The sequence below is a fragment of the Phenylobacterium aquaticum genome (assembly GCF_022695515.1).
GTDB classification, from domain to species: Bacteria; Pseudomonadota; Alphaproteobacteria; order Caulobacterales; family Caulobacteraceae; genus Phenylobacterium; species Phenylobacterium aquaticum.
In genome coordinates, this window is the sequence record NZ_JALDPT010000011.1 from 1 (window position 1) to 12,379 (window position 12,379).

At 68.3% G+C, this 12,379-nt stretch carries 12 protein-coding genes; 8 read left to right on the forward strand and 4 right to left on the reverse strand.

Annotation, left to right across the window (positions count from 1 at the left end; all coding sequences use genetic code 11):
• Positions 1-504: 504 nt before the first annotated feature.
• Positions 505-942 (forward strand): RrF2 family transcriptional regulator, encoded by a 438-nt coding sequence (locus MQH10_RS09800; protein ID WP_242563873.1) that lies wholly within the window; start codon positions 505-507, stop codon positions 940-942.
• 16 nt (positions 943-958) lie between these two features.
• On the opposite strand, the gene MQH10_RS09805 is transcribed toward MQH10_RS09800, so the two are convergent.
• Positions 959-1,387 (reverse strand): CBS domain-containing protein, encoded by a 429-nt coding sequence (locus MQH10_RS09805; RefSeq protein ID WP_242563874.1) that lies wholly within the window; start codon positions 1,385-1,387, stop codon positions 959-961.
• A 54-nt stretch (positions 1,388-1,441) separates the two neighbouring features.
• Positions 1,442-2,080, reverse strand: coding sequence for a rhomboid family intramembrane serine protease (locus MQH10_RS09810; RefSeq protein ID WP_242563875.1), 639 nt, complete (start codon positions 2,078-2,080; stop codon positions 1,442-1,444).
• 161 nt (positions 2,081-2,241) lie between these two features.
• Between MQH10_RS09810 and hfaA the strand changes: the two genes are divergently transcribed.
• The 4 genes from hfaA (at position 2,242) to MQH10_RS09830 (ending at position 7,937) form a co-directional block, all read left to right on the forward strand.
• Positions 2,242-2,676, forward strand: coding sequence for a holdfast anchoring protein HfaA (hfaA, locus tag MQH10_RS09815; RefSeq protein WP_242563876.1), 435 nt, complete (start codon positions 2,242-2,244; stop codon positions 2,674-2,676).
• Positions 2,666-3,673 carry a holdfast anchoring protein HfaB gene (gene hfaB / locus MQH10_RS09820; RefSeq protein WP_419720761.1) on the forward strand — a complete coding sequence of 336 codons (1,008 nt, stop codon included), beginning with the start codon at positions 2,666-2,668 and terminating at the stop codon, positions 3,671-3,673. The genes hfaA and hfaB overlap by 11 nt, the downstream gene beginning before the upstream one ends.
• Positions 3,603-4,841 carry a holdfast anchor protein HfaD gene (gene hfaD, locus MQH10_RS09825; RefSeq protein WP_242563877.1) on the forward strand — a complete coding sequence of 413 codons (1,239 nt, stop codon included), beginning with the start codon at positions 3,603-3,605 and terminating at the stop codon, positions 4,839-4,841. The genes hfaB and hfaD overlap by 71 nt, the downstream gene beginning before the upstream one ends.
• Before the next feature lie 93 nt (positions 4,842-4,934).
• Entirely contained in the window at positions 4,935-7,937 is a 3,003-nt protein-coding gene (locus MQH10_RS09830; RefSeq protein WP_242563878.1) for a M16 family metallopeptidase, read from the forward strand.
• A gap of 16 nt (positions 7,938-7,953) precedes the next feature.
• Here MQH10_RS09830 and MQH10_RS09835 read toward each other — a convergent pair whose 3' ends face one another.
• Together MQH10_RS09835 and MQH10_RS09840 are read right to left on the reverse strand one after the other, a co-directional pair.
• Entirely contained in the window at positions 7,954-8,874 is a 921-nt protein-coding gene (locus MQH10_RS09835) for a hypothetical protein (protein ID WP_242563879.1), read from the reverse strand.
• Between the two features lie 106 nt (positions 8,875-8,980).
• Positions 8,981-9,880, reverse strand: coding sequence for a hypothetical protein (locus MQH10_RS09840; protein WP_242563880.1), 900 nt, complete (start codon positions 9,878-9,880; stop codon positions 8,981-8,983).
• A 179-nt stretch (positions 9,881-10,059) separates the two neighbouring features.
• On the opposite strand from MQH10_RS09840, the gene MQH10_RS09845 reads away from it, so the two are divergent.
• The 3 genes from MQH10_RS09845 to MQH10_RS09855 all read left to right on the forward strand — a co-directional run bounded on the left by MQH10_RS09845 (position 10,060) and on the right by MQH10_RS09855 (position 12,345).
• Positions 10,060-10,611: a PAS domain-containing protein gene (locus MQH10_RS09845; RefSeq protein ID WP_242563881.1), complete on the forward strand. Its 552-nt coding sequence runs from the start codon at positions 10,060-10,062 to the stop codon at positions 10,609-10,611.
• Positions 10,612-10,675: 64 nt separating this feature from the next.
• Positions 10,676-11,587 carry an aminotransferase class IV gene (locus MQH10_RS09850; protein WP_242563882.1) on the forward strand — a complete coding sequence of 304 codons (912 nt, stop codon included), beginning with the start codon at positions 10,676-10,678 and terminating at the stop codon, positions 11,585-11,587.
• The gene (locus tag MQH10_RS09855; RefSeq protein WP_242563883.1) at positions 11,584-12,345 is read left to right on the forward strand and encodes a sulfotransferase-like domain-containing protein; all 762 of its coding nucleotides are present in this window, start codon (positions 11,584-11,586) and stop codon (positions 12,343-12,345) included. Before MQH10_RS09850 ends, MQH10_RS09855 begins: the two co-directional genes overlap by 4 nt.
• Positions 12,346-12,379 lie beyond the last annotated feature (34 nt).

Genomic DNA, 12,379 nt, shown 5'->3' on the forward strand with positions numbered 1-12,379 from the left:
CTATATGGTCTGGTTAGGACCATCGCTAGAGCGCCGCCGCCTGCGTTTCTCTTTCCAATTCAACGATGTCAAAGACCAAATCCGGCTTCCGCCGAACCCACTGTTTAGCGCCGGTGGCCGGCGGAGGCGGCTATCTAGTGGCCGACCTCTTTCGTGTCAATCGCTCGTTTCGAGCAATTTCGCCGCGCCCCGTTTGACCGGAATTTGGCAAAATCGAAGCCTTGGGCCGCCGAGGGGCTTCCCTCATCAGTCCGTAGCGATTCGATTGAGGAACGGGAACTTAGCGTCGAAGGCGAAAAAATCAAGGAGTTTTTAAATCCTTGTCTCTGCCCCGACGACGCCTCGGCCCCGAACGGAGCGCGCTTATGGTCGGGGCCGTCCGACTCGTCAACCGTCCAAAACCGCAAATCGCCCGCCCCTCGTCCAAGCCTGTGGGCGACTTGTGGAGGAGCCCCCCGCCCCCTAAGGGATGAAGGCGCGAGAAAACAGGAGGATGGCCCCGGCATGTTGTCTCAGAAGGCCCGTTACGGACTGAGAGCCCTGGTCGAACTCGCGCGCGCCGACGGCGTCCAACTCACCTCGGGTGAACTCGCCCTGCGCGCGGACGCCCCGCGCAAGTTCCTGGAAGCGATTCTGCTGGAGCTGGCGCGCAACCGTGTCGTGGTCAGTCGGCGCGGCAAGTTCGGCGGCTACACGCTCGCCCGCCCGGCTCCGGACATCACCTTCGCCGAGATCATCCGCATCATAGATGGGCCGCTGGCGCTGGCGCCCTGCGTGAGTCGCACCGCCTTCCGCAAATGCGACGACTGCCCGGACCTGGCGACCTGCTCCCTGAGAGAGGCGCTCCTTCGCGCCCGCGACGCGACCGCCGAGGTCCTGGAGGGCTACAGCCTCGCCGACGCCGCCGCCGGTGAGGGCGCGGAAGTGTTCAAGAGCGCCTGAGGCGAAGCCGCCGCCGTCAGCCTGTGGCGATATAGGCCTTCAGACCATCGGCCTCGGCCTCGACCTCGGAGATCTTGCTCTTCACCAGGTCGCCGATCGAGACGATGCCGAGCAGCCGCGCACCCTCGACAACCGGCAGGTGGCGAATGCGCCGGTCGGTCATCTTGGTCAGCAGGGAATCGACCGTCTCGCCCGGTTTGGCGAACTGGACCTCGCGGGTCATGAACTTCGATATGGGCTGGGTCAGCGCCTCGGCGCCGCCTTCCGCCACCGCGCGGACGACATCGCGCTCCGAGACGATGCCGGCGACCGCATCGCCGTCCATCACCACCATGGCCCCGACCCTGCGCGCATAGAGCAAGGCGCAGATGGCCCCCACCGTCTCGTTTGGCGTGGCCGTGAAGACCAGGTCGCCCTTGGTCCTCAGGATCTGAGATACAAGCATACGCTACCTCCCTTATCCCCTAGGAGGAGAGCGTCGCTCAGCCGGAACTTTAAATCAATCAGAGATATCCCGCCGCGCCAGCCAGGCGAACGGACCGGCCAGCAGGGCGCCGGCCGCAAAGCCGAACAGGTGCGCCTCCCAGGCCACCGGCGCGTCGCCCATGCCGGGCGCGAATCCGAGCACGGCGACCAGCAGGTTCACCACCAGCCAGGCGATCCCCATGCCGATCACAGGGGGGCTGAGAATCGGGCCGACCCGCCCTCCCCCCGCGATGATCCGCGACGCGGCCGCCATCAGGGCCGACACCGCGCCGGACGCGCCAACCAGCAGGCCGGCCGATCCCGGGTGGACCAGGCCAAATCCCAGGTTCCCCAGCGCCCCGCAGACCAGGCAGAAGAGGAAGAAGGCCGAGGCCCCGGCGAACCGCCCTCCGAACAGCCGGGCGAGCGGAGTCCCGAAGGCCAGGGCGCCGGCGCTGTTGGCGAAGGCGTGCGGCCAGCTCCCGGACAGGAACAGCGCCGTGATCAGGGTCTCATATCTCCCCTGGTCCAGAGCCTGGGCGGAGAAGGCCCAACGCGGCAGGATTTGCTCAGGCGGCAGGAATGACTGCACGCCATAGGCCGCCAGGATCACCACGGCGATCAGCACCGCCGGCCAGGGCGCATTGAAGATGGGCTGTCTCTCGCCGTCCAAGCCGTCGAATCCTCAATCTGGGCGGCGAAACATCAGGCCGCGACGCCCGTCTTAACCAAAAAGCCAGGGTCTTTAACGTTTAGTGCGCCCTGAAGTGATTTGGCACGCCGGTTGCGTGCCGACCCTCGCCTATTCGCCCGCGCGGAGTTTGAGAAGTTCCCATGGCCGCCGTCCCCCCCGCCGCGCCGCGTCTGTTCGTGCTGACCCTCGGCCTTCTCGCCTGCGCCGCGCCGGCAGGCGCCCAGACCATGAACGCCAACTCGGCCTCCTATAATGCCGGCTACGGCCGCACGGCAGGATCGGAGAACCAGCCGGTCAATGTTTCGACCCGCGACGCCAACGGCAACCGGGTCATCGTCGACGGCCTGATCCTCACCGGCGAGGACCAGTCGAGCTTCTCCAGCGCCTCCGGCGCGATCGATTCCTTCGCCGGCGTCGGCGCCTCGTCCGGAGGCTCCACCGCGATCGGCAACAGCCTCGTGGTCGTGACCCAGGGCAACTACAACACCGTCATCATCAACTCGACCCAGACTAACACCGGGGCGGTGACCGCCACCACCAAGGTGAACAGCGGAGGGGTCGGCAATGGGCAATAGACCGCGCCTGATGCGCGCCGCGGCCGTGCTCGCCATCGCCTCCGTGGCTTTGGCCGGCTGCGCGACGCCGGTGGCGGGACCCAGCGGCAACTACGCCCGCTCCATCGGCACCGCGCCGGTGACCGCCAACCCGACCCCCTATTCCGCCGCCCTGGTCTGCATGGCCGGCTACGCCCGCTCGACCCACCTGGTCGCGCCGCGCATCGCCGTGGGCCGGATCGCCGACTATACCGGCAAGTCCGAATCCGACGGCTCGGGGCGGAAGATCACCCAGGGCGCCTCGCTGATGGCCATGTCGGCCTTCGCCAAGGCCGGCATGCCGCTGGTCGAGCGCTTCGACACCTCGGTCTCCGAGCTCGAGCTGAAATACGCCAACAACAAGCTGATCTCCGACGCGCCCAATCCGGCGCCGGACCAGGCGGCGGAGTACCGCAAGATCCTGGCGGGCCAGGTGCCCGGCTCCGACTTCTATGTCGCCGGCGGTATCACCGAGCTCAACTTCAACATCCGCTCCTCCGGCGTCGACGGCGCGGTCGGCGGCCAGAACACCGACGACCTGAAGGGCACCTTCCGCGGCCGCATGTTCATCATGAACATCGGCATGGACCTGCGGCTCATCAACACCCGCACGCTGGAGGTGGTCGACGTCATCTCCTACCAGAAGCAGGTGGTCGGCCGGGAAGTCGGCGCGGGCCTGTTTGACATTCTCGGCGGCAATATCTTCGACGTCTCGGCCGGGGCCGGCGCGCTGGAGCCGATGCAGCTGGCCGTCCGCTCGCTGGTCGAGCGCGCCGTGGTCGAAATGACCGCCAATCTCTACGGCATGCCCGGCCCCCGGGCCTGTCTGGCCACCGACCCCCTGGGCGACGGCACGGTGGGGATCACCGGCGGTTATGTGCCCGCCTACAACAATCTGGGGACCAACAATGGGCAAACGCGGGCTGATCCTTCTCGCTGGAACGCTCGCCGGGATTCTGCCGTGCGGGGCCGCTACTAGCCAGACGGCCCCCAGCTCGGTTCTGAACACCCAGATCCAGCTCGGCGACGTCTTCGCCACCCAGACCCTGAACGTCGAGACCGTCAGCGACCAGACGGCCGCCGCCAGCGGCGCCACGGCCAACAGCTACGAGGCCGCCAGCACCGGCAAACGCGTTGACATGCGCTCGAACCAGACGGCGGGCGGCGGGGTCACGTCCCAGACCCAGGTGAATGTGGGCGCCAATTCCGGCGCCAAGACCGCCGCGACCGCCGTCGCCACCGGCAATTCCGGATATGCGGGCGTCACGGGCGCGACCATGACCGGCGTCTACACCCAGACGACCAACGCCGTGCCCATCGCCGCCATCAACAAGATCGAAGCCCCCAACGCCCAGGCCGGCGACGTCTCGGCCTCCAGCCAGGCGCTCGGGAACACGCAGTCGCTCTCGGTCAGCGGCGGCACGGCGGGGCTCAGGGTCAATCAGGCCAACGCGGCCCAGGTGACCTCGGACGGCGGCGGGGTCTATGGCCTGGTCACCGGCCAGGCGCGCTTCGACGCCGCCACCATTTCCAACAATGTCAGCTACAGCGGCGATTCCGGCTCCGGAACCGCCATGGCGGTCTGGCAGAACAACACGGCCGACCTGACCCAGGCAGCCCAGTTCACCAATTACGGCCAGGTCCAGGACGCCAAGACCACCGCCCAGGCCACAGGCAACAATGTCAGCGCGGTCAACAACGGCTTCGTGCTCGACGCCAATGTCCAGCAGCACAACCAGTCCTATGTCCGCGCCCAGGCCGAAAGCACCGCCGCCTATTTCGGCGCGGTGTCATCGACCGCCTCCGGGGTCGGCAACAACGCCCTTCTGGGCGATGTCGGCGGCGAGGTGCTGATCGACAACAGCCAGCTCAATGACGGCGGCGGCATCGAAGCGGTGGCCTCGACCACGGCCCAGGACGGCTATGACGCCAGCGCGACGGCGTCGGCCACCGGCAACTCGGTCACCGGCTACGCCTGCGGCAGCTGCGACGGGCGGATGACCGTCAATAACAGCCAGACCAACAACAGCGAGGTCGGCGCGACGGGAACGGTGACGACCACCGGCTCAGTGCGCTCGGCCTCCGGGGTCTCGACCGCCACTGGCAACAGCGCCACCTATTATGTGAGCCGCCCCAGCGGCCAATAGGGTTCACCCTCAACTCCGCCATGATCGCGCCTTGCGTCGGTCATCAGCGGCGGCGCATGTTGCCCGCCACGTTCAATCAGATCGGAAATCTGGATGCACCGACCGTTGCGTACGGCGCTCGCCCTGGCCGCGTCCCTCTCGCTCTCCGCCTGCGCCGTTCCGCATCTGTCGCTTCCCAAGCTGCCCCGGTTCGAAGCTGGCCCGCCCAAGCCGCGCCCGGTTACGCCCCGGCCCGCCAAGACCGAGAGCCACGAGGCGCCCAAGCCCGCCAAGTCCGGCTTCGCCTTCAAGCTCCCGAACCTCTTCGCCAAGCTTGAGCCGCATGGCGGCGCGACGGTCGCGCGCAAGGCGGGCGAATGGCCCCAGGTCCGCTCCGACGTCGCGCCCGATCCTGACTTCCGGTTCGGATCCCTGCCCAACGGCATGCGCTATGCGATCCGCAAGCAGTCGATTCCCCCCGGCCAGGCGGCCCTCCGCCTCCGGTTCGACGCCGGCTCCCTGATGGAGACGGACGCCCAGTCGGGTCTCGCCCACTTCCTCGAGCACATGGCGTTTAACGGCTCCAAGTCGGTGCCGGAGGGCGACATGATCAAGATCCTGGAGCGCCTGGGCCTGGCCTTCGGGGCCGACACCAACGCCTCCACCGATTTCAACGAGACGGTCTACAAGCTCGACCTGCCGCGCACCGACGCCGACACGGTCGACACCTCGCTGATGCTGCTCCGGGAGACCGCGGGGAACCTGACCATCGACCCGGCCGCCGTCGACCGCGAGCGCGGGGTCGTGCTGTCGGAGGAACGCGCCCGGGATGCGCCGGCCTATCGGGTCTACAAGGACCGCCTGGCCTTCTGGCTGAAAGGCCAGTTGCCGCCCCGGCGGCTGCCCATCGGCAAGGTCGAGGTGCTGCAGTCGGCGCCGGCGTCGCTGATCGCCGACTTCTATCACACCTGGTACCGCCCCGATCGCGCCACCCTGGTGGCGATCGGCGACTTCGATCCCGCCGAGATGGAGGCCAAGATCAAGGCCCGGTTCGGCGACTGGTCGCCGGCCGCTCCCCCGCCCTCCCCGCCCGACCTCGGCGCGGTCGCCCCTCGGAGCCCTGAAGCCAGGCTGGTGGTGGAAAGCGGCGCGCCCCTGTCCCTGCAGATCGCCTGGATGGCGCCGCCGGACATCGCGCCGGACACCGCGGCGAAACGGCGGGAGGATCTGGTCGAACGGCTGGGCTTCGCGGTGCTCAACCGCCGCCTGTCGAGCATCGCCCGCGCGCCCCAGCCGCCGTTCCTCGGCGCCGGCGCCTTCAAGAGCCAGCAGTATCACGCCGCCCAGGTCACCCTGCTGACCGTCAACGCCGAGCCGGCCCGCTGGCGCGAGGCCCTGACCGCCGCCGCCCAGGAACAGCGCCGCGTGGTGCAATATGGCGTCCGCCAGGACGAACTGGATCGCGAGATTGACGAGATGCGGGCCAGCCTCAAGGCTGACGCCGCCGGAACCGCGACCCGCACGCCGTCAGAAATGGCGGCCGAGGTCATCGATTCCCTCGACGACGACCAGGTGGTCACCAGCCCGGCCCAGGACCTGCAATCCTTCGAATCCGCCGTGAAGGGCCTCAAGGCCGATCAGGTCTCGGCCGCCCTGAAGACCGCCTTCAAGGGCGACGGGCCGCTGGTGTTCATGACCTCGCCCAAGCCGATCGAGGGCGGGGAAAGCGCCCTGATGGCCGCCTACCAGGCCGCGGACAAGACCGCGGTGGCGGCGCCCAGCGCGCCCACCCAGGTCGTCTGGCCCTATGCGAGCTTCGGCGCGCCCGGCAAGGTCGTCGAGACCCGTGACGTCGCCGACCTCGACACCACCTTCGTCCGCTTCGCCAACGGCGTCCGCCTGACCGTCAAGCCGACCCACTTCCAGGATGACGAGGTTCTGGTGCGGGTGAATGTCGGCGGCGGGCGAATCGACCTGCCCAAGGACCGCCCCAGCATGGCCTGGGCGTCCGGCGCCTTCATCGAGGGCGGGCTGAAGCAGATCAGCGCCGAAGACATGGAGCGGGTCCTGGCCAGCCGGGTCTATGGCGCGCGATTCACCATCGCCGACGACGCCTTCGTCCTGACCGGCGAGACCCGCCCCGATCATCTGGACACCCAGCTGCAGGTGCTCACCGCCTATGTCGCCGAGCCGGGCTGGCGTCCGGAGGCCTTCGAACAGCTGAAGGGCCGCGGAAAGACTATCCACGACCAGTTCGAGGCGACCGATTCCGGCGTCCTGTCCCGGGACGTGGCGGCCCTGATGCACGGAGGCGACCCGCGCTGGGCCTTCCCCACGCGCGACCAGATCGCCAGCGCCAAGCTGGCGGACTTCCGCAGCGAGATCGCGCCGGACCTGGCGACCGGGCCGCTGGAAGTGGTCATCGTCGGCGACATCACCGTCGACAAGGCCGTAGACCTGGTGGCCGCCACCTTCGGCGCCCTGCCCCAACGCCCCGAACCCGTCGCGCCGCCGGAGAGCCAGAAGCAGGTCGGGTTCCCGGCCGGCGTCTCCCAGCCGGTCGTCCTGACCCACAAGGGCCGGGCCGACCAGTCCATGGGCTATCTCGCCTGGCCGACCACAGACTTCTATGCCGACCCCCAGGGCGCCCGCGACGCCGCGGTGATGGGCGAGGTCCTGGGCCTGAGGCTGATCGACGATCTGCGCGAGAGCCAGGGGGCCACCTATTCGCCCCAGGTCGCCTACAACCACAGCTTCGTCTGGCCGAGCTGGGGCTATGTCTCCGCCAATGTCGAGATCGCGCCGGACAAGCTGCCGATCTTCTTCAACGATGTCCGCAAGATCGCCGCCGACCTTCGCGAGAAGCCGCCGACCGCTGACGAGCTGGAACGGGCCAAGAAGCCCCGTCTGGACCAGATCGAAAAGGCCCGGGCGACCAACGGCTACTGGCTGGGCGAACTCTCCGGCGCCCAGGCCGATCCGCGCCGGCTCGACGTCATCCGCGCGATCATTCCGGGCACCGAACGGGTCACCGCCCAGGACGTGCAACGGGCGGCGCAGCGCATCCTGAAGGATGACCGCATGTGGATGCTGGAGGTTCTGCCCGAGACGAAGTGAGCCCGCGGCGCGGCGGTCAGGCCGCCGCGCCCGACGCGCTCACGGACGGCGGGATGGCGTCGAGATCGAAGCCTTCCTGGCGAAGGTGCTGCAGCAACTGGCCAAAGTGATGGACCACCAAGGCTCCGCTTTGCAGCACGTTCGGCTTCTGCATGTGCTCCAGCGTGGTGAGATAGCCGCCCGGCGCCGCGACACAGCGGCCGAGGTCGAGCATGCGGCTGATCCGGCGGCGCATCGTCTCTCTCGGAATGAACAGTTTCGCCGCCAGCTCGGCTATGGTCACGGGCCGTCGAAGATTGTCAGGCGGCGGGGTGTCCGCGCCCGCATATCGCCAGGCCATGGTCGGGTCTTGGGTGATGGGCTCGGCGTTCGCGTGCATCAAGGCTGTGAACACCAAGGCGTCGAGCATTGAGCCGTGCGGCGCCACGCCGCTTTCGAGAACCCGCAGGATGAAATCGTCCAAGAGGTTGCGAACGGTCGATTCGCTGGGCGGATCGCCCTTGGCCCCGCGAACCGCGCCTTCGGGCAGCATCAGGCTGACATCGTAACCCAGGGCCTTGAGGTCAGCCACGACAGCCTCAACTGCCTGGCTTGCGCTTCGCCCCTCTGACGGCGCGAGCGGCGACGGCGTCGCCGCGACCCGCTGGGCGCTGACGCGTCGACAAAAGCCCGCGGCCTCTAATTCCAGAACTTTCCGCCGGGTCGTTTCATACGGCAGCGCAAGAGACTGGGAGATGGCTCGGACGCTGATGGAGCGTTCCGCATCATCGGGGCCGACACGACTGGCCTGGGTGATCGCCAGATGGATGACGGCTCGGACGAAGTCGCGATCATGGGCGGCGACAAGTCGGGCGGCGTCATTGATCAGGAATTCGCAGACGCACCGAAAGACCAGCCTCTGCGTGCGTCGCCGAATATCTTCCGCACTCGGCTCCACAGTTCCGCCCCTCGCCATTCGCAGTGGATTTGCGGGAACCGGGGCTTTGAAATCAAGGCCCGCGACGCCGGCGGATTATGGTTTTCTACATTGCCTGGCTTGAACTCTAGTAAACAGTGCCGCCGACGCCGCCATCAAGACTCATGGTTGTAGCGATCGAGGACGATTCCGAGCGTTCTTCGTCCTCACGGTAGGCTGTGTAGGTCTCGGTCAGGGTCATGGTCAGGATCTTGATTCCCGCGCCGAAGCGCCGCAGCAGCGAGCGCTCGTTGCAATCGCGCGCGGGCTTCTGGGGCCGGCATTCCACCTTGCCGCCGGGGGCGTGATAGAGCGCGTCGCCCTTGTGGCAGGTGAGCGTCTGGCCCCCGGAGAAGTCGGTTTCCCCCTTGTATTCGGCGATGGTCGCCTGCAGCCAGGTCCCGGCGATGCAGCGATAGAGTTCGCCGTCATAGGCGTCTTCGATGTCGCGGTCGGGCGTCACCTGCGACGCCGGATGGGGAATGGTGCGGTCGTCGATGCAGACCGACTGGATCACGACGCGCTTGGTGCGGGTCCGGGTCGCCTGATAGGCGGTGCGCTTCAAGCGCTTGCCGGTGTCGACGTTCAGGCCCTGGATCACCCCGCTGGCCATGGGCGGCGCATAGCCGCCCCCGCCGCCGCCGCCGCCGTAATAGACCGTGCTGCCCGAGCCGGAGCCCGAGCCTGCGCCGGCCGACGAGCCTGCGCTGGACGCCGCATTGGCGATCGCGATGCTGACCGTCGAGACGTTCACATTGATATTGCTGCGGAAATTATTGGTCGTGTCGCAGCAGGTGACGGGCGGCGTGGGGGTGGTGCAGCACGGCGGCGTGGGCGTCGTGCAGCAAGGCGGGGTCGGCGTCGTGCAACAGGGCGGCGTAGGCGTGCAGTTGCAGTCGCCCGCGATCGCGGCCACCGGCGCGGCGCCGGAAAAGATCAGAAGGGCCAGTCCCAGCAGGAAACCCAGAAGGCTCGTTCGCGTCGTCATGGGACGGCCCCTCCTTCGCAAGGCCCCGCCGTTAAGCATGCAAGAAGCGCGCCGCCCGAGCGGCTCGCCTCGATCCGTCTCCCCCCGCCTGTCCCGATCCGGGACGTTTGGCGGCTGGCCCGTTTCTGCCTGCAAGCCCCATGCGGCCGCCTTTGGCCGCGTCCGGAGCTTGCTTCGAGATGTCGGTGTTCCATTCAAATACGGAACGGTTGATAGACTATTGGCGTAGCCGCGGCGGCGAAGGCCGTTTGCCCACGCGCATGGCCGTCAACCCCGCGGATTTCTCCGATCTGATCGCGCAAGTCTTCATCGTGGGACGCGTGGCGACCGGCATCTATCCGATCCGCCTGGCCGGCGCCTTCCTGGGTGAGCTGCACCACCGCGACCTGCGCCAGCAGAACGCGCTCAGCCTCTTCCGCGAACGCGACAAGCTGGAGATCAAGGCCGCACTTGAGGCCGCCCGCCGCCGTCCCGAGCCCGTGGTCGTCACCGTCGAGGCGCCGACCGAAGGGGCGTCGATCAATATGGAAGTGCTGTTCGCCCCCCTGGCCACCGCCGAGGGCTCGCCGGAACGCTATCTGGGCCTCTATCAGCCGCTGAACATGGTCTCGCGCCTGCGCGGCCTGCCGGTCCAGGAATTCGCGGTGCGGTCCATCCGCAGCCTGGGCCCGGCCAATGAGGAAACGCCTCGCCTGCGGCTGGCCACCCTGGACGGCCGCCGCATCGCCTGACGCGCGCCGTCGGCGCAGCTAAGCTAGACTTCGATTCCGGCGTTCGCCGGCGCAGGAGGTCCGCTTGGCCGGCAGTCAGGATTTCGCTCTCGATCCCCGCAACGCGACGGCGCTGGTCTGGCTGAACGGCCAGCTCGTGCCGAAGTCCGAGGCCCGCGTCTCGATCTTCGACGCAGGCTTCGTGCTGGGCGACGGGGTCTGGGAGGGCTTGCGCCTTCACAAGGGCCGCCTGCTGTTCCTCGACACCCACCTCGACCGCCTGTTCGAGGGCGCGGCGGCGATCGAGCTCGACATCGGCCTGACCCGGCAGGGCGTGATTGACGCCCTCCACGCGCTGTTCGCCGCCAATGACATGACCGATGGCGTCCATATCCGCCTGATGGTCACCCGCGGCGAGAAGTCGGCCGCCAATCAGGACCCGCGCAATGCGCTCGGCCGGCCGACCGTCGTCATTGTCGCCGAGTGGAAGACGCCCAGCCCCGCCATCGCCACCCGCGGCCTGTCGCTGGCCACCGTCTCGGTGCGCTGCACGCCGCGCGAAATGTTCGACATGCGGCTCAATTCCCATAGCCGGCTGAACCTGATCCTCGCCCTGCAGGAAGGCATTCGGGCCGGCGCAGACGAGGCCCTAATGCTGGACCCGGCGGGCAATATCGCCAGTTGCAACGCCACCAACTTCTTCTGGGTGCGCGACGGCCAGCTGCGCACCTCCCGCGACGACTTCTGCTTCAACGGGGTGACGCGGGCCAATGTGATGGATCTGGCCCGCGCCAACGCCATCCCCTTCGTTCAGGGCGACTTCCCGCCCGAGGACGCCCGCCTGGCCGACGAGGCCTTCGTCACCGGCACCTTCGGGGGCCTGACGCCGGTGCGCGAGATCGACGGCCGCCCGCTGCCCGCCGCCCTGCCCGGTCCGCTCACCACGCGACTGCGCGCGCTCTATGAAGCGCTCAAGGACGCCGAGGCGGCCCGGTGAGCGCGCCTGAGCCCGTCCGGATCGCCATGTGGTCGGGACCGCGCAACATCTCCACGGCCATGATGCGGTCCTTTGAGAACCGAGCCGACACCGCTGTGGTCGACGAGCCCTTCTATGCCGCCTATCTGGCGACCACCGGCCTGGATCATCCGATGCGGGATGAGGTGCTGGCCTCGCAGCCCACCGACTGGCGGGCGGTCGCCCGGGCCATGGCCGGTCCCGCCCCCGGCGGCGCGGCGGTCTTCTACCAGAAGCACATGACCCACCACATGACCCCGGAGGTCGACCTCGGCTGGACGGCCGCCTGCCGCAACGCCTTCCTGATCCGGGCGCCAGAGCCGGTGCTCGCCAGCTACACCGCCAAGCGCGAGCAGGTCACCCTGGCCGACATCGGCTTCGAGCGGCAGAGAGCGCTCTTCGAACGCGAAGCCGACCGGCTGGGCGCCGCGCCGCCGGTGGTCGAGGGCCGCGATGTGCTGGCCGCCCCGCGCGCGACCCTGACCGCCCTGTGCCAGGCTCTGGGGCTCGGGTTCGACGACGCCATGCTGGCCTGGCCCGCCGGCCCCCGGGATACGGACGGGGTCTGGGCGCCGGCCTGGTACGACGCCGTCAATCGCTCGACCGGCTTCGAACCGCCGCCCGCCGTCGCCCCCACCCTGAACCTGAGCGACGATCTGCGCCGGATCGCTGAGGCCGCGCGCCCCCATTACGAGCGCCTGGCCGCCTTCAGGATTCGCCCTGCAACCCAGGCGGATTGACCGCGCCCCCGTCAGGCGGGAGGATCGGCGTGGT

What these genes read in the sequence shown, in the direction of transcription:
- MQH10_RS09800 (WP_242563873.1), top strand. Translation starts at nt 505, where the DNA reads ATGTTGTCTCAGAAGGCCCGTTACGGACTGAGAGCCCTGGTCGAACTC.
- MQH10_RS09805 (WP_242563874.1), bottom strand. Translation starts at nt 1,387, where the DNA reads ATGCTTGTATCTCAGATCCTGAGGACCAAGGGCGACCTGGTCTTCACG.
- hfaA (WP_242563876.1), top strand. Translation starts at nt 2,242, where the DNA reads ATGGCCGCCGTCCCCCCCGCCGCGCCGCGTCTGTTCGTGCTGACCCTC.
- hfaB (WP_419720761.1), top strand. Translation starts at nt 2,666, where the DNA reads ATGGGCAATAGACCGCGCCTGATGCGCGCCGCGGCCGTGCTCGCCATC.
- hfaD (WP_242563877.1), top strand. Translation starts at nt 3,603, where the DNA reads ATGGGCAAACGCGGGCTGATCCTTCTCGCTGGAACGCTCGCCGGGATT.
- MQH10_RS09830 (WP_242563878.1), top strand. Translation starts at nt 4,935, where the DNA reads ATGCACCGACCGTTGCGTACGGCGCTCGCCCTGGCCGCGTCCCTCTCG.
- MQH10_RS09840 (WP_242563880.1), bottom strand. Translation starts at nt 9,880, where the DNA reads ATGACGACGCGAACGAGCCTTCTGGGTTTCCTGCTGGGACTGGCCCTT.
- MQH10_RS09845 (WP_242563881.1), top strand. Translation starts at nt 10,060, where the DNA reads ATGTCGGTGTTCCATTCAAATACGGAACGGTTGATAGACTATTGGCGT.